This window comes from Novosphingobium sp. MMS21-SN21R (assembly GCF_031846015.1).
GTDB lineage: Bacteria > Pseudomonadota > Alphaproteobacteria > Sphingomonadales > Sphingomonadaceae > Novosphingobium.
Window position 1 is genome coordinate 1,846,062 of sequence record NZ_JAVRDU010000001.1, and the last position, 25,736, is coordinate 1,871,797.

Consider the following 25,736-nt stretch of genomic DNA (forward strand, 5'->3'; position numbering starts at 1 on the left):
CCTTACGGGGCGCCCTTTTCGTATGGGCCCGTTCGCTAATGCCCCGGTGCGACGTCAAACCGGATAAATAGGGTCAATAAACGACCAACTTGACCTTTTGACCTGGCGTCAGCCTGCTTGCCGATGTCATGCCGTTCAACACCAGAAAGCGCTCCAGTGGCTTGTCGGTATAGGCCATCCGCTTTGACAGGCTCTGCGGGGTGTCGGCCGACTTTACAGTCACGACCGACAGTTTGCGCGGCTTTACCGCGGACGCTTCCGCAGCGCTGATCCGGCGAATCGAGCGGAACATGGAATCGAACTGCGATGCCTGGCCCGCTTGACTGATCGTGGTGAAATGGAACGCCTGCTGAGGCCCCCACTCGTAAGCGAACACAACGATATCGACCTGATTGCCGCCGCTTGTCGAACGAACGGTGCCATATGCTGCCGGGATACCATTGATCGTCGTGGTTTGAACCGAATCGGGTCGGATCTGGGACTGGCTGGAAAGGCCGCCGAAAACCGAATTCACATAGGCTGTAAGGTTTCCGGTGTAGGGAGCGGTCGAAAGTTCACCTTTCCCGCTTTGCCCGCTGATCGCCACCGCGCGCGTGCCGTTGACCATGTAGAACCCGTTGGGCGCTTCGAACGCCAGTCGGTACTGTGGGTGGACGAATTTTGAACCCTCAACGATGCCCTGTGCAGGATCGTCGCCATAGGTCAGGCCGTTGACGCCTGCGAGGAACGTGTCGCGATTCGTGCGGCCTGCTTTCGTACCCGCGCGAGTCAGCGCCGCGCGCACGCGCGAGGCAGGGTCCGGATGGGTGCTGGCCCATTCGGGCACCTGATTCGAGGTGCCTTTGATGCTGGCATCGAGCGCATTCTGATTCGCCAGGCTTTGGAGCACCGACGACATCGCGCGCGGATCGTATCCGGCGCGCTGAAGGTACGTGATGCCAAGATTGTCGGCCTCGGTTTCCTGGCCACGTGAATACTTCAGGGTCAGCAACTGGCTACCGGTCGAAAAAATTTTCTGACCGAGTTGTCCGACCGTGCCGTTGCCCAGCAGAGCGCCCGAGAGAAGTGTGCCGAGCGCACCGATGATCGAATTGCGGGTGGCAGCGCTCTCGCGCTTGGCGGCGTGGCGGGCGGCGACGTGGCCGACCTCATGGCCAAGCACGCCAGCCAGCTCGGCCTCGTTGTTCATCAGCCCGGCAAGCTGCCGGGTGACGTAGACATAGCCACCGGGGATCGCGAAAGCATTGTTAACCGGGGAGTTGAGCAGGCTGACGGTAAAATCACTGCGGGCGTTGCCAAGGCCGGACTGCAGCGCAATCGTCTTGCCGATGCCTTCGACGTAGGCCGCCTGAGGGCCGGTCATGGCACCGCCGAATTCCTGCAAAAGCTGCGGGTGCGCTTCAGCGCCTTGCTTCTTGTCGGCTGCGCTGATGGTCTGGACGGTGCCCTGCGCCTCTGCCGGGCTACCAACCTGATTGACGCAAGCGGGCAAGGTGACTGCGACCAAGGCCGTGACGGACAGGATTGCGGCGCGCGATCGGCGGGTTTTGGACATTGCTCTCTCCCTTAAGGGCACACGGAACGAGGTGCCGCGCCCTGATGGACTACGGCAGCTAAATCCGTTTGTCGCAAATCCGGTTCCCGAGCGCTAGCGCCGCAGTGGATTCAGGCACCGATCCGGAGGAAACGTTCGGCGCGCAGGTTCCGCAATTCGTCAGCCGATTTTCCGACAAGTGCGTCTATTTCCTCGGTAATTGCCTTGCCCAACGTGGCGCAGGCCGCAGCAGGATCACGATGCGCGCCGCCAACCGGTTCGCGGACGATCCGGTCGATCACCCCCAGCCCCAGCAAGTCTTGCGCGGTGACCTTCATGGCCTCGGCAGCATCAGCAGCCCTTTCAGACGTGCGCCAGAGGATGGAAGCGCAGCCCTCGGGCGAAATGACCGAATAGATCGCGTGTTCAAACATCAGCACGCGCTCGGCGCTGGCCAGCGCAACCGCGCCGCCCGATCCGCCCTCGCCCACGATTGTCGCGACCATCGGCACGCCAAGGCCTAGGCAGGCTTCGGTGGAGCGCGCGATGGCTTCAGCTTGCCCGCGCTCTTCGGCTTCCACGCCGGGAAATGCACCGGACGTATCGACCAGTGTCACCACAGGAAGGCCGAATCGACTCGCCATCTCCATCAGGCGGATCGCCTTGCGGTAACCCTCGGGCTTGCCCATACCGAAGTTGTGACGAATGCGGCTTTGGGTATCGTTGCCCTTTTCATGCCCGATCAGCATGACCCGGCGCGCGCCGAGCTTGGCGAAACCGCCGATGATGGCCTGATCCTCGCCATAGAGGCGGTCGCCGCCCAAAGGCATGAAATCGGTAAAAATACCCTCGACATAGTCCTTGAAATGCGGACGTGCGGGATGACGGGCGACTTGCGTCTTCTGCCAAGGCGTCAGCGCCTTGTAGGTGCTTGCCAGCAGTTCGGAGGACTTTGTTTCAAGCCGGCGAATTTCCGAGCTGATGTCGATATCCCCGCCCTGCGCAGTCTGGCGCAGTTCGGCAATGCGGGCTTCGAGCGCGGCGACCGGCTTTTCGAACTCGAGATAGGAAATCATGGGCATCCGCTAAGCGCGCGCGCGCCTTCGGTCAACTGTCTGCGCTCAACTGACCATGCCCGGCCCAAGCGGATGGCGCTGGTTGACCAGTGCCACGAGCCTTGCCGAATCGACATGGGTGTAAATCTGCGTGGTGGCGATGTCGGCATGGCCGAGCAGGGTCTGGAGCACACGCAAGTCCGCGCCGCCCTCAAGAAGGTGCGTGGCAAACGCATGGCGCAGTACGTGTGGGCTGACCTTTTCCGGGTCGACCCCCGCCCTGAGCGCAAGATCGCGCAGCAATTGAAACAGCCGCACGCGCGAAAGATGGCCTCCGCGCGGGCTGGGGAAAACAAAGCGACCGCCCTTACCCCGCGCCGCCAACCAATCCGCCAGCGCATGAACCGCGCGCGCCGAAACCGGCACCATCCGCTGCACGCTGCCCTTGCCGGTGATCGTGAGGAACGGGGCGTCACGTGGCACGGCAGCCAACGGCAACGAGACGAGCTCGGTTGCACGCAAACCCGAACCATAAAGCAATTCTAGAAACGCGAGCAAACGCAGGCCCTCGGGCGATCCTGAGCGTGCGTCATCCTCTGCGGTCACGAACAGCGCGGCAATTTCCTGATGGCCGAGAATTCGGGGGAGCGACCTTCGCGCCCTTGGCCTTGGCAGCGCCGAAGACGGATCATCCTCGCGCAAGCCTTCGTCGATCAGAAAGCCGTAGAACTGGCGCAAGGCCGACGATTTTCGCGCCAGCGAGGAAGGAGCCAGGTCGATCCACGCAGCGCTCAGCTTGGCAAGGTCGTCGCGGCCAGCGGCACCCAGCGGCCCGATGACTTCGACCGCCCCGGCCAGATCCCGGCGATAGGCAGATAGGGTATTGGCCGCCGCCCCCCTTTGCGCGGCGAGCATCGCCAGAAAATTCTCGACCTCGGGCTCCGGCGGGACCCTTGACATGATCACACGCGCGCGACCGCCTCTGCCGCGATCATCCGTGCCTCGCCATCAAGCCCGACGCGGTGGAGCGCGGAAACGATGTGGTAGAGATGCAGCGGCGTCATCCGGTCCCAACGCTCCCCCTGCATACCGAACGCGGCCAGCAGCGAAACCAGCGCGGGGTTGTTCGAGGCGGCGGCAGCATCGATCGCCCGCGTCCAGCGAGTCTGGCGGGCGAGGTCAACCTCGAGTTTGCCAGCAAAATCGCGCGCGGCCCCTGCATCAACGCGGTCCAGCCCCATCAGCCCTGCCAGCAGGAAGCGTGACCGCAGGGCATTTTCCGAATCGTCATCGTCAGAAAAGGCGCTGAGGCCTTCGGCACCAACCTTGTTCGCGCGGCCCGGATTGGCGAGGACGAGAAGGCCCCAGCCCTCGCTGCCAATCGGCAGGAAGGGCGCCCACTTCAGGGCATTGCGATCCAGTCCGGCAGTCAGCATCGACGCAATCAAAGCGGGTGCGTTGCCGGCTTGATCCATCGCCGGGGTCAGCCGGGCGGCGGCGTAGGACGTCATCACCAGACCGGCATAAGCCCGGTCGGGATCGCTCCCGTCGCCCCACAGCGTGCGGATGGCATCGTACCTGTCAGCCGCTGAAGGCGATACGTAAGCAGCGCGCAGCGATTCGGCCCGTGCGCTCCAGTCGTCCGCCGAACTCTCGCCACCGCTAGTTTCCCGCAGGGCATAGAGCTGGCTGTAGAGATCGATCATCGCGGTGGATGACAAGGTCCCGCGTGCCGCGGCCACATCCGCTGCCGCAGCACGCGAAGCAAGCGGCAGCATCGGAGCGCGGGCGGCAAGCAGGGCATAATCCGCACCAGCCGATTTGCGGAGCGCCTCGGGCGGTTCAACGCCGGTCGCAAAGGCCATGCCGATGCTCCAGGGAGTCAGCGTTGCCACGCCCTCCCACTCGATCTTCACCGCGCGGCGGGCATTGATCGCAGCACCTGCGAACTTTTGCGCGAGCAGAATGTCGATCTTGCTGCCCGTGCCGCGGCGCATGGCCCGGTCCAACTGGGCCATCGCCGGCGAACCTTCATCCGCAAAGGCCGAGCAGATCGCACGGGCCAGATCCCAGTCCCAACCCGGACGACCGGCGGCGGTTAGCGCGGTTATCGGGCAGAGTCCCACCGGATCAGCCGTGGCGAGAAAGCTTGCCATGGCGGCATCTTCCAGCCCGCGGGTGTAGCTGCCGCTGTCGACCGACTGGACCATGGCCCGAGCTGCATCAGGCTCCCCCATACGCAGGAGCAATTGGGCGCGCATGGCTGCCCAGTCGGCACCGTTCATGCCGACCGGTGTCGCCAACCGGCTCGCCAGCGCGCGACGGGCAAGGATATGGCCCCAGCGCGACACGAACCTCCCGCGCATCTTGCCGATCATGCCTTCAACGAACGGGCCATTGAGGTAGTGCGTCGAGGCAACGGGGAAACCGCCGTCCTTTTCGTCGATCACGCCCACCACATCGATACTGCGGCGCCCGGAAGGCGGGATATCGAATTTCGGCCGCGCTGATTGAATCAGTTTTTCCAGCAGCGCCGGATCAAGTGAATCCAGCAAAGCCTGATCGCTGGTGCCCCCGCCTCCGCCAACGACTGCCGCAGGGGCAGACGATGCCGGGATCGCCTGGACGATCGGGCTGGAGGTTGCCGAAGGTGCAGGTGTTGCAGCGACGGTTTGCGATGCCGGTGCTGCGGGACGTGCCTGAGTGGCCGGGCGCGCGGGGGTTGACGCCCGTTGTGAGGGCGGACGGCTTTGCGCGGGCGGGCTATCAAACCCCGGGGGAAGCAGCGATTCCTGCGCCAGCAACGTGCCGGAAATTGCGGCGAGCGCTGTTGCACCACCCAACCAGAGGGCGCGGCGCTTCATTGCGTGGAGGCTCCCGCGCTTACTGGCTGTTCGATCCACTGCATCGGCTGCGCCCCACCTTTTATCCATGCAACCATCGTAATTGCGGCCAGTGCCAATGCGCCAGCCACGGCAACCTTCTTCATCACGCGCTTCCGCCAGACTTCAGGCGGCACCCGGCCTGAACCGGCTGCCGCCAAGCGATACTTGCAACCGGCACTAGCGCAAGTATAGGCGGCGCGGCAATGGAACTTGATGCAAGCCCGCTCAGCTCATCCGAAATCGGCCGCATCGCGCGCCGGATCGATCGGCCTGTGGTGCTGGTGGGCATGATGGGCGTGGGCAAGACCACGGTCGGGCGCAAGCTTGCCACGATGCTGCATCTCCCTTTTGTCGACGCTGACGAGGAAATCGAGAAGGCCGCATACATGCCCATCTCGGAAATCTTCTCGACATACGGAGAGCCCTATTTTCGCGATGGTGAGCGGCGGGTCATTGCCCGTCTGATCGGTGAAGGAAGGCATGTCGACCGCAAGATCCTGTCCACCGGCGGAGGTGCCTTCGTCGATCCTGCGACCCGGTCGTTGATCCTGAACAAAGGCATCGCGGTCTGGCTCGATAGTGACGTCGATACCTTGATGGAGCGTGTAGGCCGCAAGAGCAACCGGCCGTTGCTGCGGACCGGAAATCCGCGCGAAATCCTGACGCGGCTGAAGACCGAGCGCGAGAGTTTCTATTCGCAGGCACCAATCCATGTGATCAGCGGTGTGCAACCGCATCAGGTTACCGCCTGCAAGATTCTGAAGGCAATTGATCAATGGCTGTGATCCCCGTCGCCATCGCAGGCGCTCCCTATGACGTCCGCATCGAGGCCGGCTTGTTGGCGCGCGCCGGGGAGCAATGTCGCCCGTTCGTGCGCAAGGACCACGTGGCGATCATCACTGACGAAAATGTTGCGGCGCAGTGGCGCGATGTGGTGGCTGCCTCGTTCGACGCGGTCGGCCTGCGCTCCGAATGGCTGGTCCTGCCTGCGGGTGAAAGCACCAAGAGCTGGGAACAACTCGCCCGCGTGATCGACTGGCTGCTGTCGCAGGAAGTCGAGCGCAAAGACAATGTCGTGGCGCTTGGCGGCGGTGTTATCGGGGACCTGACGGGCTTTGCCGCTTCCATCGTCAAGCGCGGCTGCGGCTTCATCCAGATCCCGACGACACTGCTGGCACAAGTCGATTCCAGCGTGGGCGGCAAGACCGCGATCAACACTCCTGCGGGCAAGAACCTTGTCGGCGCATTCCACCAGCCCGCGCTCGTGCTTGCGGATCCTCTGGCACTCGACACCCTGCCCTTGCGCGATGTGCGCGCAGGCTACGCCGAGGTCGTCAAGTATGGATTGATTGACGACGCACCGTTCTTTGAATGGTGCGAAGTTAATGGTGCCAAGCTGCTGGGGGGCGACCGTGCCGCACGCGAATACGCGATTGCACATAGCGTTGCCGCCAAGGCGCGCATCGTGGCGGCGGACGAAAAGGAGACAGCGGGCGTGCGTGCGTTGCTGAACCTCGGACACACCTTCGGCCATGCACTTGAGGCTGAAACCGGATTTACCGAACGGCTGCTGCACGGCGAAGGCGTGGCGCTCGGCATGGCGCTGGCTGCGCGGTTCTCGGCGCGGCAGGGACTCATGCTTGGGCAGGATGCTGAGCGTGTGGCCGCGCACATCGGTGCTGTCGGACTGCCTGCGTCGCTCAAGGCGCTCGATTTGGCGTGCGACGGGCGCAAGCTGGCCGATCACATGCTTCACGACAAGAAGATGGACGGGGGCACCCTGCCCTTCCTGCTGATGCGCGGGATCGGCGGGACATTCCTCGCCAGGGACGTCGATCTCGGTGACATCGCCTGCTTCCTCGACGAGGAACTGGCGCGAGGTTAAGTCTCCTCCGGAAGGAGATCGACAACTTCGAATTCGGGCAACACCGCTTGCCGCAACAAGGTGCGGTGGCAGCCATGGGCTTCCCGCTCATAGCACAACAGCGCTACCCGTCGCTCGGTCGCAAGGTCTGCCAGACGGGCGCCGGATGCGATTGCTTCAGGCAGTTCCAGTTGCCCAGCGTAGATGCGTTCGAGTGTAGCATGATCGTTGCGCCGCGCCGCTGCACGACCCTCCGCAGGGGTGCCGAGCGCCTTGAAGTGGACATAATCGATGCCAGCTTCTCGGGCATTGGCCGCAAGTGCAGTCTTGGAGAAGCCGGGGCGGCGTGAAAGCGGTAGGGCGCGAACGTCGGCCAAGACCTCTACGCCCGCGCTACGCAAGCTTGCCATGACGCCGGCTACGGTTGCCTGCTCGTAGCCGATGGTCCAGATGGTGTGAGCGGTCATGCCTGAAATCTGGCGATGATCGCCCGGTAATCAAGAGCTTACTTGCCAGTGAAGACCGGTTTTCGCTTCTCCAGAAACGACGATCCGCCCTCGGCAGCATCTGCACTATCGCCTGCCGTCCACTGTCCTTCGGCTTCGATCTGCAGGGAACTGGCATATTCAGCTTCCAGAGCCTTTGCGAGGTTCTGGCGCATCACGCCGAGTGCAACTGTAGGCCCGTTCGCGAGCCGGGTGGCGAGTGCAAGCGCCTCATCCTGAAGCACGGCATCGTCCACGGCCTTGTAGATCAGGCCCCATCTCTCGGCCTTTTCCGCGCCGATTTTCTCGCCCAGCATCATCATCTCGGTGGCCCGCGCCTTGCCCACGAGCCGTGCCAGCATCCACGAAGATCCACCGTCAGGCACCAGTCCGATGTTCACAAAAGCCTGCATGAAGTAGGCGCTGCGCCCGGCGAGCACGAAGTCGCCTGCGAGCGCAATCGAACAGCCAATTCCGGCAGCGGGGCCATTCACGGCGGTTACCACTGGCAACGGCAACCGGGCGAGCGTCAACATCAGTGGATTGTAGGCCTGCGTCAGGGCAGAATAGGCTCCGAGACCGCCCGCGATGGAGCGCTCGCCCTTGGCTGCGAGATCGGCGCCAGAGCAAAATGCCCGGCCTTGCCCGGTAATCAGGATCGCGCGGGCGTCACCGCGCTCGCCCAGTGCGTTCGAAATGTCCTGCGCCATGTTCGGCGGGCAGGCGTTGAGCCGTTCGGGTCGGTTGAGGGTGATCTTGAGGACATTGCCGATACGCTCGGCCAAAATGGTCTCGAATTCCATGAATCACCCCTCTTGCGCTGCCTGCGAGTGTGCGTCTCGGTGCCATAACGGCCCAGCAGATATATTCAACCGATCGATTAAGTGGGCGCCATCCATCACCCGTTTAATCTCCCGGCGCACTATCACGCGCGCAAACGCGGGCAATGCGTTGTTTGGAGAGGTTGGCAGGCCTGATCAGGCGGTGTGCATCTGGGCAAAGGCCGCAGCAGCGCCAAACAAACCCGGTTGCGGATGCGTAATAAGCTTGACTGGAATAGCCGCCATCAGCGCCTCGAACCGGCCTTTCGCCTGGAAACGGTCAGCAAAACCCGAACGGACGAGCGTATCCTTGATCCGCAGGCCAAGGCCGCCCGCCATCACAACGCCGTTGGCACCGTGTGCAAGCGCAAGGTCGCCAGCAACACTGCCAAGCGAAAGGCAGAACCGGTCCACAGCAGCGGCAGCGAGGCTGTCCTCTCCCGACGTGCCAAGTTCCCACAGTTCACGGTCGGAACGCGGCGTGAAGGGCCGCCCCTCCATCAGAGCGAGCGCTTCGTAGATATCGACGATGCCGGGGCCAGCAACAACACGTTCCACCGATACACGGCGATGACGCTTGCGCAGGCCTGCCAGAATCGCGTCCTCTATGGTGTCGAGCGGAGCATAGTCGATATGTCCGCCTTCGGTCGGTTGCACGCGGTAGCCTGTCCCGTCGCGCCAGAGCTGCGCAACACCGAGGCCGGTGCCCGGCCCCACGACGCTGATGACACCGGTCGCCGGAATATGCTCGTCCGGTCCGCTTAGATGCACGAAATGCTCGCAATCGGCTTGCGCAACGGCATGTGCGACCGCCGCGAAGTCGTTGACCACGACGTTCAAGTCGGCACCGAGCTTTTCCGGGATCAAGGCAGGGCGAATGATCCATGGGTTATTGGTGAACTTGATGATTTCACCGCCGACAGGACCAGCAACGGCAATCGCTGCAGCCTTTGGCAGATCTCCGCCCCGCATCCGGCCGAACTCTTCCCAGGCGAGCTGAAATGAACCGTGCTCGGCAGTCTTCAGAGTGACGGCCTCTCCCAGCGATACGACACGCCCATCCTCCACTTCGGCAATAGCGAAGCGCGCGTGGGTCCCGCCAATGTCGACGGCAACTACCTGCATCCTGTCCCCCATAAGCGCTATTGCGCCTAACCCGTCAAAGCCCCGCCGCAGCCAACATCGCCGAACCGCCTCGTTCGGCGGGGTCGGAATGGAGGCGCATCAGCGCGAACAGTTCGCGACCTACTCCGACAGCGTTGTCGGATGCAACGGCTTCTTCGCGCGCACTCCATTCTTCGGCAGGCACCAACGCTTCGAGCGAGCCGCTTTCGGCGCAAACGCGAACGACGTCACCATCGCGAAGCTTCGCCAGTGGTCCGCCAAGCTTGGCTTCGGGTGAGACGTGAATGGCAGCCGGAACTTTGCCCGATGCGCCCGACATGCGACCATCGGTGACCAGCGCGACCTTGAAGCCGCGATCCTGCAACACGCCAAGCGGCGGCGTCAGCTTGTGCAACTCGGGCATGCCGTTCGCTCCCGGTCCCTGGAAACGCACCACGACCACGACGTCGCGCTCCAGTTCACCCGCCTTGAACGCGGCGAGCACATCGTTTTGGGCATGGAACACGCGGCACGGTGCTTCAATCGTCCAGCGCGAGGGATCGACGGCGCTGACCTTGATCGTGCCGCGCCCGAGATTGCCCTTGAGCAGGCGAAACCCGCCTTCGGGCTGGAACGGAGCCGCGACCGGGCGCAGCATCGTTTCGTCGGCTGACAATTCGGGCGTGGGGTGCCATTGCAGGGCGTCGCCATCCATGACCGGCTGCTGCGCGCCTTCGGCAAGCGAAGCGCCGTAGACCGTGCGGATGTCGGCATGGGCAAGGCCCGAACCGATCAATTCGCGGATCACATAAGGCATGCCGCCCGCAGCCGCGAAGGTGTTTACGTCGCCCGAACCGTTGGGATAGACGCTGGCGATCAGCGGTACGACGCGGGACAGGTCGTCCATGTCGTTCCAGTCAATTTGCACCCCCGCCGCACGGGCAATTGCGGGCAGATGGATCACGTGGTTGGTCGATCCACCGGTAGCCAGCAGGCCAACGATGGCGTTGACGATGGCCTTTTCATCGACGCAGTGCCCAAGTGGACGATAGTCGTCTCCGTCCCACCCGATCTGCGTGATCCGGTGCGTGGCGGCACGGGTCAGTTCCTGCCGCAGCTTGGTTCCGGGCTGGACAAAGCTGGAGCCGGGCATGTGCAGGCCCATCATCTCCATCATCATCTGGTTGGAGTTGGCCGTGCCATAGAACGTGCAGGTGCCCGCTGAATGGTAGCTGGCGCTTTCGCTTTCGAGCAGTTCGTCACGCCCCACCTTGCCCTCGGCATAGAGCTGGCGGATGCGCACTTTTTCCTTGTTGGGAAGGCCTGTGGGCATCGGGCCTGCGGGCACGAGGATCGTCGGCAAGTGCCCGAAACGGAGCGAGCCAATCAACAGCCCCGGCACGATCTTGTCGCAGATGCCCAGCAGCAGCGCGCCCTCGAACATGGCGTGGGACAGGCCGACGGTTGCCGCCATCGCGATCACGTCGCGGCTGAACAGCGACAGTTCCATCGAATCCTGCCCTTGCGTCACGCCGTCACACATCGCGGGCACGCCGCCTGCGACCTGGGCCGTCGCGCCGACTTCGCGGGCGAAGAGCTTGATCTGCTCAGGGTAGCGGGCATAGGGCTGATGCGCCGAAAGCATGTCGTTGTAGGCGGTGACGATGCCGATGTTCATCGCCTTGCCCGACTTGATCAGCGCCTTGTCGTTACCCGACGCGGCGAAGCCGTGGGCGAGATTGCCGCAAGACAGTTGCGGCCGGTTGAGGCCGTGATCGCGTGAGCGTTCGACCAGATCGAGATAGGCCGCGCGCGTGGTGCGCGACCGTTCGATGATGCGCTGCGTGACGCGCTCTACAGTCGGGTTAAGGGCCATCATTCGCTCCAGTAAATCGTGACCGGCGGGCCATAGCCACGCAGGAAGTCGGCAACGGGATAACGATCATCCCCCGCCATCGCGCGCTCGATCAGCGCCTTCTTGGATTTGCCAGTGACGACGAGGATGATCTCATTCGTCGCCTTCAGCGCCTTGTGGTTAAGCGTCAGTCGGTCGAATGGTGCCTCGGGGGGCAGCGGGATCGGCGTGGTCGCGATCACCGTCGGGCCGGGGCGGACCAGCGCGTGCATGTGAGGGAACAGCGAGGCGACGTGCCCGTCCTCGCCCATGCCCAGCCACACGAGATCGAACGGCGCAACCACTGCACCTTCCTCAAGCCGCTCGAAGGCAGCACCGGACGCGCCCAGAGCGCCGTGGATCTTGCCGAAATTGCTGGCGGCGTGATCGTCCGGCACCTGACGGTCGTCAGTCAGCGCAATTGTCACGCTCGCCCAGTCGATCGGGCGATCCTTGAGCAGCGCCAGCACCTTGATCGGCGTTGATCCACCGGTGAACGCGATACGCTTCTGCCCCGGCGCCGAGACGACGCGAGCAATGTGATCGGCCACAGCGGCAGCATCACCCGGATCGGCCCAAGTTACCACCGCCGGCACCAGATCAGTCATTCCAGCTTCTCCCGTCGCGCTCGGTCAGCGCGATGCCGGCGTTTGGACCCCAGCTTCCGGCGGCGTAAGGCTTGGTCTCCATGCCGGTATCAGCCCAGGCCTTGCGGATGCCATCGACCCAGCGCCACTGCGCCTCCACTTCATCGCGGCGCACGAACAGCGTCTGCTCGCCCTCGATCAGGTCGAGCAGCAGGCGCTCGTAAGCGATGCGGCGGCGAGCCTTGGCAAAGGCTGTGGTCAGCGACAGGTCGAGGTTGACCTCGCGCAGCACGATCCCGCCGCGATCGAGGCCCGGCTCCTTGGCCATGACCTGCAAGCGTACGTATTCCTCGGGCTGCAAGCGGATGACGAGGCGGTTGGCGCGCAACCGGCCACCGCGGTCCGAGAAGATATTGTGGGGAACCTGTTTGAATTCGACGACGATCTCGCTGCGCCGCTCGGCCAGGCGTTTGCCGGTGCGCAAGTAGAACGGAACGCCGGTCCAGCGCCAGTTATCGACATGCGCCTTGATTGCGACGAATGTTTCGGTGTCGGAGGTAGCGCCAAGGTCTTCCTGATACCCGGTAACTGCCGCGCCTTTCACCGCGCCGGTGCGGTATTGACCGCGCACCATTTCCTCGGGCTTCACGGGGCGCAAGGCGCGCAGGACCTTGACCTTTTCGTCGCGGATCGACGTCGCGTCGAGGCTGGCTGGTGGTTCCATCGCGGTCAGCGCGAGCAACTGGAGCATGTGGTTCTGAACCATGTCGCGCAGAGCGCCGGTATCGTCGTAGAAGCCCTTGCGGCCTTCCAGCCCAACCGTCTCGCTGACCGTGATCTGCACATGATCGATGCCGCCTGCATTCCACAGCGGTTCGAACATCATGTTGGCAAAGCGCAGCGCCATGAGGTTCTGGACCGTTTCCTTGCCGAGGTAATGATCGATCCGGAAGATCTGTTCCTCGGCAAAAGCGGCGGCGACTGCATTGTTGATGCGGTTGGATGATGCGAGATCGTTGCCCAGTGGCTTCTCGAGGCCGATGCGGACATTGCCATGGGCCAGCCCGGCGCGTCGCAGGCCTTCGATGGTAGGCTCGAACAGGAAAGGCGCGGTCGACAGGAAGATAGACAGGCCGCACGAGGTATCGCCAAGCTTGGCGGCAAGATCGCCGAAGCCATCCACGTTCGAGGCGTCGAGCGTCTGGTATTCCAGCCGTTCAAGGAACGAAGCCAGCTTCGCCTCGTCGCGGCGGTCCTCGGGCAGAAATTCGGCCAGGGCCTCTCGCGCGAATTCACGAAAGCCCGCGTCATCGTGTTCCGAACGCGCGGTTCCAACGATCCGCAAGTCCGGGTGGATCAATTCGTCTTCGTGGAGCGCGTAAAGCGACGGGAGGAGCATGCGGCGAGAAAGGTCACCGGTCGCACCGAACAATAGCAGCGCGGAACAGCTGGACTGGATCATCGACGCAATCTCCCTTGGCGTTTCAGACCAGCAAGCGAGCCGGACATGACACCTTTCGGCAATGCCCTAGACCCTCTTTCCGGCCCTTACAGCACGCATAAGTATGCAGGATAGCTATGCGCTCGCATGTACAAATACGGTTAGTCGGCGATGGTTGTGCATCGCACCATCGCCGACCGCAATCCCGCTATGCGCCAAACGTCATTTTGCCGGGTGAAGCCTGACGGCAAGCCCGCCGCCCGGAGCCAGCCACGCGGGCAGAACATCGCCCTTCTTCAGCGTGAGCGTCTGGTAAGCAATGCGGTGGCGCGCGTCGGTTTCATAAGTCGCGCCCTCGCCATCCTTCCAGATTGTCGCAGTATAGGTCTTGCTGGGATCGAGGAACTCGAGCGTCAGCGAAAGACTGCGCGCCGTGGCATCGTTGACTCCGCCGACGTACCAGTCCTCGCTGTTGCGGTCCTTGCGAGCAAAGATCGCATAATCGCCCACTTCGCCAGCAATCAGATGGCTTTCTGCCCAATCCGCCGGGACCTGTTTGATGAACGCCAGTTCTTTCGGGTGTGCCTCGAGATTCTCGATGAAATCAGCCGCCATCTGAATCGGTGAATAAAGCGCGAGGTAAAGCCCAAGCTGCTTGGCCAGTGTCGAGGCCAGCGGCACCTTGTTTGCCCCTTCAAGGCTGAGGATGCCCGGCGTATAGTCCATCGGCCCGGACAGCATGCGTGTATAGACCAGCGTCGGCTCATGGTCAGGCCCATTGGCGAACTGGCCCCAGGCGTTGTATTCCATGCCCCGCGCGCCTTCGCGGTCGATCCAGTTCGGATACGTGCGGCGCAGGCCGGTGTCCTTGACTGGTTCATGCGCGTTGATCGCGATGTGATAGCGCGCGGCGGTTTCGACGACCTTCAAGTGATGCTGCACCTGCCGCTGACCGTCGTGATATTCCATGCGGTAAGTGTCTGGCGTATCGCCGGGTGCAAGGATGCCGCCCGCATCTGCGACGTAACCTGTCTTCACCGCGCGGACGCCCAGCTTGTCGTACAGCTTCATCGCGTCTTCCAGTTGCGCTTCATAATTGGCAATATTGCCGCCGGTTTCGTGATGGCCGATCAGTTGGACGCCCTTCTTCGCGGCGTACTTCGTGACCGCTTCCAGATCGAAGTCGGGCGTGGCCTGGGTGTAGCTGAACTCCTTGCCGTTGCCGAACCAGTTGCCGTTCCAGCCCTTGTCCCAGCCTTCGACCAGCACACCGCCGAAACCGTTCTTTGCGGCGAAATCGATGTACTGCCTGGTACGCGCGGTGGTGGCACCGTGCTTCGGCCCTTCTGCCCAGCTCCAGTCGCCGCGGATCATACCCCACCAGATACCGATATATTTCATCGGCTTGAACCACGACACGTCGCCCAGCTTGTTTGGCTCGTTGAGGTTCAATTCTAGATCGTTCTCGACCAACCCCTTGGCGCTGTCGGCAATGCGGATCGTCCGCCACGGCGTCTTGAACGGCAAATCGCGCACGACCTTGGGACCATTTGGCGAAGGCGATAGTGTCGAACGGAATGTCGTGCCCGTAACCCGCTTCAGCCACATCGCCGAGTAATCGACGAGCGCGGCCTCGTGAATTGCAAGGTGTGTCCCGTCTTCCAGCTTCATCGTGATCGGGGTATGGGCGGTTGAAACGCCGTCGATGGCAGACTTCTGATAGACCTGCTCGTAACGGTTCCATTCGCCGCCCGGAATCCACCATGCTGTACCGTTCTGCGTAAGCGCGAACTCGGTCAGCTCGTCGGCGATTTTCATCGTCTTCATGGTGGGCTGCTCGGGCAGTTCATAGCGCAGCCCAAAGCCGTCGTTGAACAAGCGGAAGCGCACGTTCATGCGGCGGCTGCCCCATTCGGGCACCTGTTCGAACTTCACCAGCAGATCGTTATGGTTGTCGTTCACGAACCGGCGCTCGCCCCAGGGCTGCTCCCAGGTTTGCTGCCCGCTTGCGGTTTCAGAACCGGTGATGCGATTGCCGCGCACCATCGTCGGTCCGTCCGCCACGATGAACCCCAGCGACGAGGCGCCGACCAGCAACTTGCCCTTTCGCGTCAATGTGTAGGTCGGGCGGCCGTCAGTATCTACGCTGACGCTGACGACGATGCTTCCATCGGGGGATGCAGCAGTGACAGGCGTGCCCGATCCTTGCGCAAAGGCACCTGAAACGAAGGCGCACGAAAGGGTCAGCGCCAGCGGCGCTGCAAAAGCTGGAATGATACGCATCAGATCCTCTCTTCGATCAGCACTGCGCCAAAGGGCGGAAGCTGTCCCGGGAATGCGCCGTTGACCGACGCGATCAATGTTCCGTCCTGCACCAGCCCTTCGGGCCAAGCCGCGGGAGTGGACGACAAGTTGAATAATCCCACGACCGATTGGTTGCCGCAAACGCGCCGGACCACAAGTAGGCATACGTCTGCTATCAAGACGGTAAAGTCACCCAACCGCAGTGCCTCGTGGGTTTTGCGAAGGCGAAGAAGCTCGGCGGTGAGGTTGAGAAGCGAGCCGGGATCGGCTTCCTGCATGTCAACGGCGCGGCCAAGATTGTCCTCACCGACCGGAAGCCATGGCGCGCCCGATGTGAATCCGCCTTCGCTGAGTTGCACCTGCCATGGCATAGGTGTGCGCGCTCCGTCGCGAGACAGCGTGAGCGGCCAGTTGGCGATGGCCTCGGGGTCCTGCAGCTGCTCGAACGGGATATCGACTTGGGTCAGCCCCAGTTCCTCGCCCTGATAGACGATGATATTGCCGCGCAGACTTGCAAACAGCATGGCTTTGAGCCGCCCGAATGCCGTGCTGTCCTCAGGCGCACACCAACGCGACAGTGCGCGCGGCGCATCATGGTTCTCGAACGCCCAGCTCGGCCAGCCCATGCCCGGTTCATCCGGCCATTTCTCTACCGCCTGTTCGATGAACCGGGGTGTGAGCTCGGGCGCATAAAGGAAGTCGAAACCGTAGGCGCTGTTGAGCCGCTTATCGCCTTCGGTGTAGGTTTTCATTTCGGTTTCAGCGAGATCGCCGCCAACTTCGGCGACAGTAAACACTGCGCCATACTCGTTGCACAGTGCCCTCACCCGCTCGAGAAATGGCAGGATGTCGGGGTGTGACTGGTTGTAGATCTTGAGCTGAAAGTCGAACGGACGGGTCTTGCGCCGGCCGTCATCGGGGGCGGGCGGATTATCCCGCATGGCCGGGTCATGCATCAGGAAGTTGAGCGCATCGAGCCGGAATCCATCGACGCCGCGATCAAGCCAGAACCGCATCGCGCCCAGCAGTGCGTCCTGAACCTCGGGGTTGTGCGCATTCATCTGCGGCTGGCTCGAGAGGAAATTGTGCATGTAATACTGGCGGCGGCGTGCGTCCCACGTCCAGGCCGGGCCACCGAACACCGATTGCCAGTTTGACGGCGGCGAACCGTCAGGCTTGGGATCAGCCCAGACGTACCAGTCCGCTTTGGGGTTGGAACGGTCCTGCCGGCTTTCGACAAACCACGCATGTTCGTCCGAGGTATGTGCAAAGACCTGATCGATGGTGACCTTGAGGCCCAGTTCGTGCGCCCGCTTCACCAGCGCATCGAAGTCGGCCAATGTGCCGAAGATCGGATCGACGTCGCAATAATCGGCGACGTCATAACCGAAGTCCTTCATCGGAGATGTGAAGAACGGCGATATCCAGATCGCATCCACTCCAAGCCGTGCGACATGATCGAGCCGCGAGGTGATTCCGGGCAGATCGCCAATCCCGTCACCGTTGGAATCACAGAAACTGCGCGGGTATATCTGATAAATTGCGGCCCCTCGCCACCATGGCACCTTGCGGTCGAGCGACAATGTAGCGGGGTCGGCGATGAATGCGTTCATGTGTTCATTTTTCCGGCGAGAGAACGTCGTCCGGCACAGCGCTGCCAAAGAGCCGGTGATCAGGCAAGACGCCTGGAGGCACTGGCCGGGCAATCAGGCAACCAATGTCGCATGGCCTTGTGTCAAATTTCAGCCGGAACCGACTATTCCTGAAGACTTCTCACCAAATCTAGGGCCAATCGACTCCCTTTTCCGGCATACGTATGCCATCATCGAACAGTGGCGTGCGGTGCTGCGTGACCGGGTGCAAACAGCTGTTTCGGGCGGACAAAGAGAGGCAATTGCATGAGCCGCAGATCACGCATACAGTCCGGAAATGTCGACCCAGGGGATACACCGGGCGATGGGAGATCACCGGACATGGGGCGCAAGCCATCCAATAAACCGACCAGTTTCGACATTGCCTATCTCGCAGGCGTTTCGCAGCCCACTGTCAGTCGCGCCTTGCGTGGCAGCAGTTCGGTCAGCCTCGCCACGCGCCAGAAGATCGAGGCGATCGCCAGCCAGTTGAACTATACGGTCGACAAGAACGCGTCATCGTTGCGCACGCAACGTTCAAATACGCTGGCACTGCTGTTTTTCGAAGATCCGACGCCGGACGAATCGAACATCAACCCGTTCTTTCTCGCCATGCTCGGGTCGATCACTCGGCATTGCGCCAACCGCGGGCTCGACTTGCTCATTTCGTTCCAGAAACTGGATGACGACTGGCACAAGCGTTATCAGGACAGCCACCGCGCCGACGGCCTGATCCTTCTTGGCTATGGCGATTACACGCACTATGAACCACGCCTGCGCCAGTTGATGCGATCCGGCACCCATTTCGTTCGCTGGGGTTCGGTGGACGAGGCGACGATCGGTGCGACGATCGGTTCGGACAATTTCGGCGCTGGACGATTGGCGGGTGAACACCTGCTCGCGCGCGGTCGCAAGACCATAGCCTTTCTGGGTCAGGCGGATTCTCACTACCCGGAATTCCAGCAGCGCTACGCCGGTCTCGCCAAAGCCATCGTTACTGCGGGCCTTGAACCAGATCGTGACCTTGTCGTCGATGCCGTTTCTTCCGAGGAAATCGGTTACAACGCGGCACGATCACTGCTCTCGCGCGGGAAGCCGTTCGATGCCATCTTCGCCGGTAGCGACCTCATAGCCATCGGAGCGATGCGGGCGCTGGCCGAAGCGGGGCTTTCGGTTCCGCGCGATGTGGCAGTCGTCGGCTTTGACGATATCCCCGCCGCCAGCCTGACCACCCCCCCGCTGACGACCGTCATGCAGGACACCCGCCTTGCCGGCGAAGCGTTGGTCGACAGCGTGCTCAGTCAGGTCGAGGGACGCCCCCCCGTTCCACGCATCCTTCCCGCAAGGCTTATCGTTCGCGCCAGCAGCGGCGGCTGAATGTGGCGGATCGGCCCGTCATTCGTATGCGCATCGATTGCAGTAGGGCGGCGATTTTGCGACGAGCATGAAGTGAGCGCGCGTTCGTAACGGCCGCAACAGACGGCTGCGCGGACGGGAGGGGAGGAACGATGACCACAAAACCACGGCAGGGCTTCTGGGGCCTGTGGAACATCAGCTTCGGCTACTTCGGCATCCAGCTCGCTTTTGCGCTGCAGAACGCGAATGTCAGCCGTATCTTCCAGTCGCTCGGCGGCAATGTCGACGATCTCGCATTTCTGTGGATCGCAGGACCAGTCACCGGACTGATCGTGCAGCCGCTGATTGGCTACCACTCCGACCGCACCTGGGGACGCCTCGGCCGCCGCCGCCCCTATTTTCTCGCTGGAGCGGTCTTGGCTGCTTTGGCTCTGATCGGCATGCCCAACGCCGGATATCTGCTGCTGGCGGCGGCGTTTCTGTGGATGCTCGATGCGTCATTGAACGTCGCGATGGAGCCGTTCCGCGCCTTTGCCGGCGACATGACTCCTGATGATCAACGCGCGCAGGCCTTTGCTATGCAGACATGGTTCATTGCGTCAGGGGCGGTCCTTGGCAGCCTTGCGCCTACGTTGTTCAATTGGCTCGGAATCGCCAACGTGTCCGCTGACGGCGGTATTCCGCCGTCGGTTCGCTACAGCTTCTACCTCGGCGCAGCAGCAATTGTATTCACGGTTGCCTGGACAGTGGTGCGGGTGCGCGAATACAGCCCGCACGAATTGGCCGCGTTCGAAGGGCGCAGCCCGGCCGACGAAACAGTTGAGCTTGATCCGCTGGTCTATCCTCGCACCGGTGCGGTCTGGCTTAGCATCGGAATTATCCTGCTCTTCGCAGTGCCATGTCTCGGCCTCGACAAGCAACTTTACGTTCTCGGCGCGGCGTTGGCAGCCTTTGGCCTGATGCAGCTCGGCGTCAGAGCGGTGCAGGCCAAGGGTGCCCTCGCCCGCATCGTCAGCGACCTTGCGCTTATGCCGGTGCAGATGAAGCAACTGGCCGTCGCCCAGTTCTTCACGTGGATCGGGTTCTTTATCGTGTGGATCTACACGACGCCGGTGGTGACTGCGCAAGTCTTCGGTGCGACCGACAGCAGCGGGTTTGCCTATAACGAGGGTGCGGACTGGGTGGGCGTGCTGTTCGCGTTCTACAATGCGGTCGCCGCCGTCACCGCATTCGTTCTGCCGTGGGCGGCAAAGCGCATTGGCAACGTCGCAACGCATGCCGTCGCGCTTCTGTTTGGCGCGGGGGGCTTTGTCGGGCTTCTGTTGATCCGGGATCCTTACCTGCTGTTGCTCCCTATGGTGGGGATCGGCATCACATGGGCCTCGGTGCTGTCGATGCCCTATGTCATCCTGACGCGCACCCTGCCCCCGTGGAAGTTCGGCATTTACATCGGAATTTTCAACTTTTTCATCGTTATACCGCAACTGGTCGTTGCAACATTGATGGGCGGCATCATGCGCAGCTTCTTTCCCGGCGAGCCGAAGTGGACGATGCTCGTCGGCGCGCTGATGATGGCGTTTGCTGCCGCTGCGATGTTGCTCGTACGAGAAGCTGACAAGGACAAGACGCAATGAGCAGGCAAGGTTTGATCGGCGCGGTTGAAGCAGGCGGCACGAAATTCGTGCTGGCGCTGACCACACAGGACGGCGAGATTCTGGCGCGGACGCGGATACCCACCAACACGCCTACAGAAACATGGCCCGCGATGCAGGACTTCTTCGCGGAAACCTCAGAACTTCACGGCCCGATTGCGGCCTTTGGCGTTGCCAGCTTCGGCCCGATCGACATTGATCCGGCATCGCCCGCCTATGGCACATTCACGACCACACCCAAGGCCGGGTGGTCGGGCGCGCGTTTCCATGATGCGCTTGCAAGCTTCAGCGTGCCGATCAAGGTCGATACCGACGTCAACGGCGCAGCAATCGGTGAATGGATGTCGGGCGCGGGACAAGGGTGCCGCACGCTGGCCTATACAACCATTGGTACCGGCGTGGGCACAGGCGTCGTCCGTAACGGGCATTCGTTGATGGGCATCTCGCACTTCGAGAGCGGCCATATCGTGCCGCCGCAGAACCATGCCGCTGACCCGTTCCCCGGCATTTGCCCCTATCACGGCAATTGCCTCGAAGGCCTCGCCAGCGGCCCGGCCATCGAACGGCGATGGGGCCGCAGCCTCGACAGGCTGGCGAGCGAGCCGGGTGCGGTTGCAATGATCGCGGACTACCTTGCTCACCTGGCATCAACGCTTGTCTTGCTCCACATGCCTGATCGGTTGATCTTCGGCGGCGGCGTGATGAAGGCGCCCGGACTGATCGAAGCGGTGCGCACGGCCACCAGCGCGCAACTCAACGGTTATGTCAGCCACCCCCGGCTCGATGACGGGCTCGAGCGCTATATCGTCACGCCGGGGCTTGGCGACGACGCGGGCATTACCGGCGCGATCGAGCTTGGGCGTCAGGCCTTGGCGCGGGGATAGGCGACCTGCATTTCGCCAGTGCCGCGCAAGGCCCAGGCTTCTCCGGCGAGGCGATGTTGCAGGGTGAGGCAGGCAGCACCGCGATCGGCAAAAACTTCGATGCTGCCGCTGTCGAGCCACACTTCGGCAGGACCATCGCCGGTGATTGGCATCGTTCTGGTCAGATCAAGTTCACGCGTGACCGGGTCGGTGCGGGTGACCGAGAGCGTGGCTGCCTTCAGCGTACAGCGCAGTGATCTTCCCGCATCGTCGAAAAGCGTAAACATCCAGTCGTTCTGGGTATCGACGAGCAGCAATGCCGCAGCAGGCAGTGGGTGGCATCCGTCGCCAAGGATAATGTGCTCCGGCGTTCCGAACAGCGCCCGGCAGGTTGGTTCGATCGTTTGCACGAGGTTGTAGCCTCCCACCGCGCGGCGCAAACCCATGCGCCGGGGCAGGCTCATCGCTCCGCGCCAGCCTTGAAGGGGCAAGTGCTTCTGCACGTGGTGATTGCCCATCCAGCCCAGCCACGCAGGCCTACCCGCGTTATCGCGGGGGTTCTGCCAGCCTATCGCGGCGTAGAATTCATTGCCATGATCCGCGAGCTGCCACGGCGTTTCCGGAACGAACCGCGTGCCGTCGAACGTTCCGACGCGGTACAACGCGCCAGAACCTGGAGCCCCTGAAAACACATCGACCTTGAACAGCCAGCGCGTCTCGCCAGTGCCCTCCACCGGCAGTTCGACAAGATATGGGCATTCCCACAGATGCCCCTCCGCACCACCGGTCGGGACTTCGGACCGTTCGGTCCAGATGATAAGATCAGGCGAACTGTAGATCAGTGCGCGGTTTTCGTCCGACAGCACGACTGCCATGATCCATTGCCGGGTCGGCTCATGCCAGAACACGCTGGGATCGCGGAAATCTGCCATTTGCCGGTCGAGCACAGGGTTGCCAGCATATTTTGTGAAAGTTCGTCCCCGGTCTGCGCTTGCTGCGATGCACTGAGCCTGGCGCGGGCGGTCGGTGCGGGCGCCCGTATAGATCGCAATCATCACCCCGCGGCCAAAGCCGGCGGTATTGGCGTGATCGATCACGGCAGAGCCCGAGAAGATCATCGTATTGTCTGCCTCGGCCAGCGCGACGGGGAGTTCCTGCCACTGCGTCAGATCGTGGCTGACCGAGTGGCCCCATGACATATGGCCCCATTCCTCGCCGAATGGATTGTACTGGTAGAACATATGCCATTCCCCGTCATGCCAGACGAGGCCATTGGGGTCGCTCAGCCAGTTGGCGGCGGGAGCATAGTGATAGCGTGGACGCATCTCAGAATCTCGTTGAAGGAATGACGTCAAATGCGATGGTCATGCGCTCGCCATCGGTGAATGGAACGGTGCCATGCCACATGGTCGAGGGGAAAAGCGCAAGCCTGCCCGGCTTGGGAACGACGAGTCCATAAGACTCAAGCGGCAGATTCAGTTCTGGCGGAGGCGCGCCGAATTGCAGGTGCCCGGCCGGCTGCGGGCCGAGTAGGTCCGGCTCCGGAACCGTCACGTAAAACGCGGAGCTGATCCATCCCAACGGATGGGTGTGGACGCTGTGAAAACCACCGGGCCGCAACCGCACCGACCAGCTTCCGGCGAACAGGAAAGCTCCGCGCGGCGCGGCAAGCAAGGGGTGAGCGGGATCGGCTGCGGGCAACTCGTCAATATATGTCCGCACCGCGTTTTCGATCTTGGTGCGAGCACCCGCGATCACCGGATCGATGCGCAGCAGCAACGGGCGTTCCGTCTGCGTGCCGCCTCGCACCGACTGTTCGTGCCAAGGCTGCTGCATTGTGTGCAGGCGCCGTAGAGTTGCGGCAAGGTCTGCCAGTTCGGCCGCGCTGAAATGCAGATCGTAGCTGCGCACATCGCGCATGCCCACGTCGAGCCAATTGGCGCGGTCATCGCCTAACAGCCGCCACGCCAACGAGAGGTAGGCCCAGAAAGCGCGCATGGCGGGCTTGCCTGCGTGCTTCAGGCAGACGTCCCGTGCTCGCTCTACCTGCCCGCCACGCAGGAAGTGCCGAACGCGGGCGAGGTCGAGGCCAACGTCCTGGACTTGCTCCACCCCATCGAACAACGCGGGATCTTCAGCACCTGCGCCACTTTCGCTGGCGATGAAAAGCTTGCCCAGCAGCGAGGCCTGACGCTCTCCAAGATGCGCTTCTGCATCGGCGATGACGTCACGCGCCTCCTCCCACTGGCGGGCGGTGGCGAGGACATGAAACCACGCCATGCGCAGGCCGAAATTGCCGGGATCACGTTCGACCGCGGTGATGAAGCTGCGCGCGAAGTCTGTATCGCCTGCCGTAGCTCGCATTCCGCAAAGGCAGCGATGCCCGTCGATCCAGCCAGGAGTTGCGGCGAGGATCGCGTCGAGCAGGGCCTCTCCCTCTGCCTGCCTACCCTCTGCCGCAAGTGCCGTTGCCCTGCTGCGCTGCAAATCGATGCGCTGCGGTGAAAGGTCTGCTGCATGTGCATAGAGGTCTGCTGCGTCCATGCCCGCTTCGAACGAAATCTGAGCAAGACCGAGGGCGGTGTTGGGGTCGTTTGGGGCCACACGCGCCGCTGCGCCAATAGCCTCAAGCGCTCCGCCCAGATCCTGCACTTCACGCAAGGCGATGGCGCGCTGCAGCAAGGCCGCCGCGTCCGCCATCACGCCTTGCAGTGCGCAGTGATGAAGTCCTCATGCGTCGGCTGCTGTGAGGCAGCGTGCACCATCGCAGCGCGCAGCTTGCCTAGCCATTGGCGCCCATCCACGCCGCGATAATCGGCAAGCGGATCGGTACGCTCCGGCATGTTGCCTTGCCCGACGTGCACCGCCAACCAAGACGGCGGGCCGAACAGGTCGGCATCGCGTTGCACCAGCCTGCCATAGCGGCGGAAATGCTCGATCTTGGTTTCGAGCGTATCAGGGATGCTCATGCGCGCACAGTAACGCCACAGTTCGGAATCGTCGCGCTCGGTCAACTTGTAATGCAGGATCAGGAAGTCCCTGATGCGCTCGTATTCGCCCGTAGCTATGCGGTTGTATTCCTCGATCACCAGCGGATCGAATGTGCGGTCGGGGAACAGCGCCAGCAGCTTGGATATGCCCGCCTGAATCAAATGGATCGAGGTCGATTCCAGCGGCTCCATGAACCCGCTCGACAGCCCGACCGCGACAACGTTCTTTTCCCAGAATGACTTGCGCCGACCGGTGACGAAGCGCAGTGGGCGCGGATCGCCGAGAGCCTTGCCGTCGAGCCTTGAAAGCAGCTTTTCAGCCGCTTCGTCGTCCGACAGGAAATGGCTGCAATAGACATATCCGTTGCCGGTCCGATGCTGCAACGGAATGCGCCATTGCCAGCCCGCCTCACGCGCGGTGGAGCGAGTGTAAGGCGTGAGCGGATAAGCGTTCTCGCATGGAACCGCCATCGCCCGGTCGCAGGGCAACCAGTGAGTCCAGTCCTCGTACCCCGCCTTCAGCGCGCCTTCGATCAGCAATCCGCGAAAGCCCGAGCAATCTATGAACAGCTCGCCCTCGACCTGCCGACCGCCCTCAAGGGTTACTCCGGTGACGAACCCGGTTTCGGCATGTTGCTGAACGCTGGCGACCTTGCCCTCGACCCGCGTGACACCCTTGGCCTCGGAATATGTGCGCAGAAACCGCGCATAGAGACCTGCGTCAAAATGATAGGCGTAATCAAACGTCGAAAGCACATTGCGTTGATCCAGCGATGGCGGCGCGAAGCGGTTCTGCTTGGCCAGAGCCCAGGCCATGGCATGATCATCGAGCGGTGCGGTTTCACCCTCTTCCCTCGCCCGCAGCCAGTACTGGTGCAGATTCACGATATCGAACGCGCGGCCATAGGGGCCGAACGGGTGGAAGTATCGGTTGCCAAGTTTCGCCCAGTCGACAAATTCAATGCCAAGCTTGAACGTGCCCTTGGTCGCGCGGATGAATTCGCGCTCGTCGATCTGGAGCGTTTCGTTGAAGGTGCGGATTGGCGGGATCGTGGCCTCGCCAACTCCGACAGTGCCGATCTCTTCGGATTCAACCAACGTGATCTTGCAATCGTGGCGCAGCGCCTGCGCCAACGCAGCGGCCGTCATCCAACCGGCAGTGCCACCGCCGATCACGGCCACCGAACGGATCATCTGGTCGGACCTGGTCATGCAACGCCTCTCCTCACGCGTAACCCGATAGACCCTAATGATAGTGGAACGGAAGGGC

The 25,736-nt window shown here is 62.4% G+C and carries 22 protein-coding genes; 6 read left to right on the forward strand and 16 right to left on the reverse strand.

Going from position 1 to position 25,736, the window contains the following annotated elements; all coding sequences use genetic code 11:
• Positions 1-73: 73 nt before the first annotated feature.
• From RM192_RS08950 to RM192_RS08970, 5 genes are all read right to left on the reverse strand, one after another.
• Positions 74-1,555 carry a M48 family metalloprotease gene (locus RM192_RS08950; RefSeq protein ID WP_311507187.1) on the reverse strand — a complete coding sequence of 494 codons (1,482 nt, stop codon included), beginning with the start codon at positions 1,553-1,555 and terminating at the stop codon, positions 74-76.
• A gap of 110 nt (positions 1,556-1,665) precedes the next feature.
• Positions 1,666-2,610: an acetyl-CoA carboxylase carboxyltransferase subunit alpha gene (locus RM192_RS08955; protein ID WP_311507188.1), complete on the reverse strand. Its 945-nt coding sequence runs from the start codon at positions 2,608-2,610 to the stop codon at positions 1,666-1,668.
• A gap of 45 nt (positions 2,611-2,655) precedes the next feature.
• A complete protein-coding gene (locus tag RM192_RS08960; RefSeq protein WP_311507189.1) occupies positions 2,656-3,549 on the reverse strand; it encodes a tyrosine recombinase in 894 nt (297 codons plus the stop codon).
• Positions 3,550-3,551: 2 nt separating this feature from the next.
• Entirely contained in the window at positions 3,552-5,453 is a 1,902-nt protein-coding gene (locus RM192_RS08965) for a hypothetical protein (protein ID WP_311507190.1), read from the reverse strand.
• Positions 5,450-5,578: a hypothetical protein gene (locus RM192_RS08970; protein ID WP_311507191.1), complete on the reverse strand. Its 129-nt coding sequence runs from the start codon at positions 5,576-5,578 to the stop codon at positions 5,450-5,452. Before RM192_RS08970 ends, RM192_RS08965 begins: the two co-directional genes overlap by 4 nt.
• Before the next feature lie 99 nt (positions 5,579-5,677).
• Between RM192_RS08970 and RM192_RS08975 the strand changes: the two genes are divergently transcribed.
• Together RM192_RS08975 and aroB are read left to right on the forward strand one after the other, a co-directional pair.
• Positions 5,678-6,259, forward strand: coding sequence for a shikimate kinase (locus RM192_RS08975; RefSeq protein WP_311507192.1), 582 nt, complete (start codon positions 5,678-5,680; stop codon positions 6,257-6,259).
• Positions 6,250-7,359 carry a 3-dehydroquinate synthase gene (gene aroB, locus RM192_RS08980; protein WP_311507193.1) on the forward strand — a complete coding sequence of 370 codons (1,110 nt, stop codon included), beginning with the start codon at positions 6,250-6,252 and terminating at the stop codon, positions 7,357-7,359. Before RM192_RS08975 ends, aroB begins: the two co-directional genes overlap by 10 nt.
• On the opposite strand, the gene RM192_RS08985 is transcribed toward aroB, so the two are convergent.
• From RM192_RS08985 to RM192_RS09020, 8 genes are all read right to left on the reverse strand, one after another.
• Positions 7,356-7,805, reverse strand: a complete 450-nt coding sequence (locus tag RM192_RS08985; RefSeq protein ID WP_311507194.1) for a DUF488 domain-containing protein — start codon at positions 7,803-7,805, stop codon at positions 7,356-7,358. The genes aroB and RM192_RS08985 overlap by 4 nt on opposite strands.
• 38 nt (positions 7,806-7,843) lie before the next feature.
• Positions 7,844-8,626 carry an enoyl-CoA hydratase-related protein gene (locus RM192_RS08990; protein WP_311507195.1) on the reverse strand — a complete coding sequence of 261 codons (783 nt, stop codon included), beginning with the start codon at positions 8,624-8,626 and terminating at the stop codon, positions 7,844-7,846.
• A gap of 174 nt (positions 8,627-8,800) precedes the next feature.
• On the reverse strand, positions 8,801-9,769 hold the full coding sequence (locus tag RM192_RS08995) for a glucokinase (protein WP_311507196.1): 969 nt from the start codon (positions 9,767-9,769) through the stop codon (positions 8,801-8,803).
• Positions 9,770-9,803: 34 nt separating this feature from the next.
• Positions 9,804-11,627, reverse strand: coding sequence for a phosphogluconate dehydratase (gene edd, locus RM192_RS09000; protein ID WP_311507197.1), 1,824 nt, complete (start codon positions 11,625-11,627; stop codon positions 9,804-9,806).
• Positions 11,624-12,250 carry a 6-phosphogluconolactonase gene (locus tag RM192_RS09005; RefSeq protein ID WP_311507198.1) on the reverse strand — a complete coding sequence of 209 codons (627 nt, stop codon included), beginning with the start codon at positions 12,248-12,250 and terminating at the stop codon, positions 11,624-11,626. Before RM192_RS09005 ends, edd begins: the two co-directional genes overlap by 4 nt.
• Positions 12,243-13,691, reverse strand: coding sequence for a glucose-6-phosphate dehydrogenase (gene zwf / locus RM192_RS09010; protein WP_311507199.1), 1,449 nt, complete (start codon positions 13,689-13,691; stop codon positions 12,243-12,245). Before zwf ends, RM192_RS09005 begins: the two co-directional genes overlap by 8 nt.
• 201 nt (positions 13,692-13,892) lie before the next feature.
• Positions 13,893-15,953 carry a glycoside hydrolase family 97 protein gene (locus RM192_RS09015; protein WP_311507200.1) on the reverse strand — a complete coding sequence of 687 codons (2,061 nt, stop codon included), beginning with the start codon at positions 15,951-15,953 and terminating at the stop codon, positions 13,893-13,895.
• Complete coding sequence (locus RM192_RS09020) at positions 15,953-17,587, reverse strand: alpha-amylase family glycosyl hydrolase (RefSeq protein WP_311507201.1); 1,635 nt, start codon at positions 17,585-17,587, stop codon at positions 15,953-15,955. Before RM192_RS09020 ends, RM192_RS09015 begins: the two co-directional genes overlap by 1 nt.
• Here RM192_RS09020 and RM192_RS09025 point away from each other — a divergent pair.
• The 4 genes from RM192_RS09025 (at position 17,574) to RM192_RS09040 (ending at position 21,497) form a co-directional block, all read left to right on the forward strand.
• The gene (locus RM192_RS09025) at positions 17,574-17,876 is read left to right on the forward strand and encodes a hypothetical protein (protein ID WP_311507202.1); all 303 of its coding nucleotides are present in this window, start codon (positions 17,574-17,576) and stop codon (positions 17,874-17,876) included. The genes RM192_RS09020 and RM192_RS09025 overlap by 14 nt on opposite strands.
• 71 nt (positions 17,877-17,947) lie before the next feature.
• Positions 17,948-18,982, forward strand: a complete 1,035-nt coding sequence (locus RM192_RS09030) for a LacI family DNA-binding transcriptional regulator (RefSeq protein WP_311507203.1) — start codon at positions 17,948-17,950, stop codon at positions 18,980-18,982.
• Positions 18,983-19,113: 131 nt separating this feature from the next.
• Positions 19,114-20,595, forward strand: a complete 1,482-nt coding sequence (locus tag RM192_RS09035; RefSeq protein ID WP_311507204.1) for an MFS transporter — start codon at positions 19,114-19,116, stop codon at positions 20,593-20,595.
• Complete coding sequence (locus tag RM192_RS09040) at positions 20,592-21,497, forward strand: ROK family protein (protein ID WP_311507205.1); 906 nt, start codon at positions 20,592-20,594, stop codon at positions 21,495-21,497. The genes RM192_RS09035 and RM192_RS09040 overlap by 4 nt, the downstream gene beginning before the upstream one ends.
• On the opposite strand, the gene RM192_RS09045 is transcribed toward RM192_RS09040, so the two are convergent.
• Genes RM192_RS09045 through RM192_RS09055 form a run of 3 tightly spaced genes read right to left on the reverse strand, consistent with a single transcriptional unit; the run spans position 21,476 to position 25,678 of the window.
• Positions 21,476-22,801, reverse strand: coding sequence for a glycoside hydrolase family 32 protein (locus RM192_RS09045; RefSeq protein WP_311507206.1), 1,326 nt, complete (start codon positions 22,799-22,801; stop codon positions 21,476-21,478). The two genes, RM192_RS09040 and RM192_RS09045, sit on opposite strands and share 22 nt — an antisense overlap.
• A 1-nt stretch (position 22,802) precedes the next feature.
• A complete protein-coding gene (locus RM192_RS09050) occupies positions 22,803-24,176 on the reverse strand; it encodes a putative 2OG-Fe(II) oxygenase (protein ID WP_311507207.1) in 1,374 nt (457 codons plus the stop codon).
• The gene (locus RM192_RS09055; RefSeq protein ID WP_311507208.1) at positions 24,176-25,678 is read right to left on the reverse strand and encodes a tryptophan halogenase family protein; all 1,503 of its coding nucleotides are present in this window, start codon (positions 25,676-25,678) and stop codon (positions 24,176-24,178) included. Before RM192_RS09055 ends, RM192_RS09050 begins: the two co-directional genes overlap by 1 nt.
• Positions 25,679-25,736 lie beyond the last annotated feature (58 nt).

Bases quoted from the DNA above. Each gene is read 5' to 3' on its own strand.
- RM192_RS08950 (WP_311507187.1), bottom strand. From the start codon at position 1,555: ATGTCCAAAACCCGCCGATCGCGCGCCGCAATCCTGTCCGTCACGGCC.
- RM192_RS09045 (WP_311507206.1), bottom strand. From the start codon at position 22,801: ATGCGTCCACGCTATCACTATGCTCCCGCCGCCAACTGGCTGAGCGAC.
- RM192_RS08985 (WP_311507194.1), bottom strand. From the start codon at position 7,805: ATGACCGCTCACACCATCTGGACCATCGGCTACGAGCAGGCAACCGTA.
- RM192_RS08970 (WP_311507191.1), bottom strand. From the start codon at position 5,578: ATGAAGAAGGTTGCCGTGGCTGGCGCATTGGCACTGGCCGCAATTACG.
- RM192_RS08990 (WP_311507195.1), bottom strand. From the start codon at position 8,626: ATGGAATTCGAGACCATTTTGGCCGAGCGTATCGGCAATGTCCTCAAG.
- RM192_RS09035 (WP_311507204.1), top strand. From the start codon at position 19,114: ATGACCACAAAACCACGGCAGGGCTTCTGGGGCCTGTGGAACATCAGC.
- RM192_RS08975 (WP_311507192.1), top strand. From the start codon at position 5,678: ATGGAACTTGATGCAAGCCCGCTCAGCTCATCCGAAATCGGCCGCATC.
- RM192_RS09005 (WP_311507198.1), bottom strand. From the start codon at position 12,250: ATGACTGATCTGGTGCCGGCGGTGGTAACTTGGGCCGATCCGGGTGAT.
- RM192_RS08955 (WP_311507188.1), bottom strand. From the start codon at position 2,610: ATGATTTCCTATCTCGAGTTCGAAAAGCCGGTCGCCGCGCTCGAAGCC.
- edd (WP_311507197.1), bottom strand. From the start codon at position 11,627: ATGATGGCCCTTAACCCGACTGTAGAGCGCGTCACGCAGCGCATCATC.
- RM192_RS08960 (WP_311507189.1), bottom strand. From the start codon at position 3,549: ATGTCAAGGGTCCCGCCGGAGCCCGAGGTCGAGAATTTTCTGGCGATG.
- RM192_RS09025 (WP_311507202.1), top strand. From the start codon at position 17,574: ATGAATGCGTTCATGTGTTCATTTTTCCGGCGAGAGAACGTCGTCCGG.
- RM192_RS08995 (WP_311507196.1), bottom strand. From the start codon at position 9,769: ATGCAGGTAGTTGCCGTCGACATTGGCGGGACCCACGCGCGCTTCGCT.
- RM192_RS09055 (WP_311507208.1), bottom strand. From the start codon at position 25,678: ATGACCAGGTCCGACCAGATGATCCGTTCGGTGGCCGTGATCGGCGGT.
- zwf (WP_311507199.1), bottom strand. From the start codon at position 13,691: ATGATCCAGTCCAGCTGTTCCGCGCTGCTATTGTTCGGTGCGACCGGT.
- RM192_RS09015 (WP_311507200.1), bottom strand. From the start codon at position 15,953: ATGCGTATCATTCCAGCTTTTGCAGCGCCGCTGGCGCTGACCCTTTCG.
- RM192_RS09040 (WP_311507205.1), top strand. From the start codon at position 20,592: ATGAGCAGGCAAGGTTTGATCGGCGCGGTTGAAGCAGGCGGCACGAAA.
- RM192_RS08965 (WP_311507190.1), bottom strand. From the start codon at position 5,453: ATGAAGCGCCGCGCCCTCTGGTTGGGTGGTGCAACAGCGCTCGCCGCA.
- RM192_RS09050 (WP_311507207.1), bottom strand. From the start codon at position 24,176: ATGGCGGACGCGGCGGCCTTGCTGCAGCGCGCCATCGCCTTGCGTGAA.
- aroB (WP_311507193.1), top strand. From the start codon at position 6,250: ATGGCTGTGATCCCCGTCGCCATCGCAGGCGCTCCCTATGACGTCCGC.
- RM192_RS09030 (WP_311507203.1), top strand. From the start codon at position 17,948: ATGGGGCGCAAGCCATCCAATAAACCGACCAGTTTCGACATTGCCTAT.
- RM192_RS09020 (WP_311507201.1), bottom strand. From the start codon at position 17,587: ATGAACGCATTCATCGCCGACCCCGCTACATTGTCGCTCGACCGCAAG.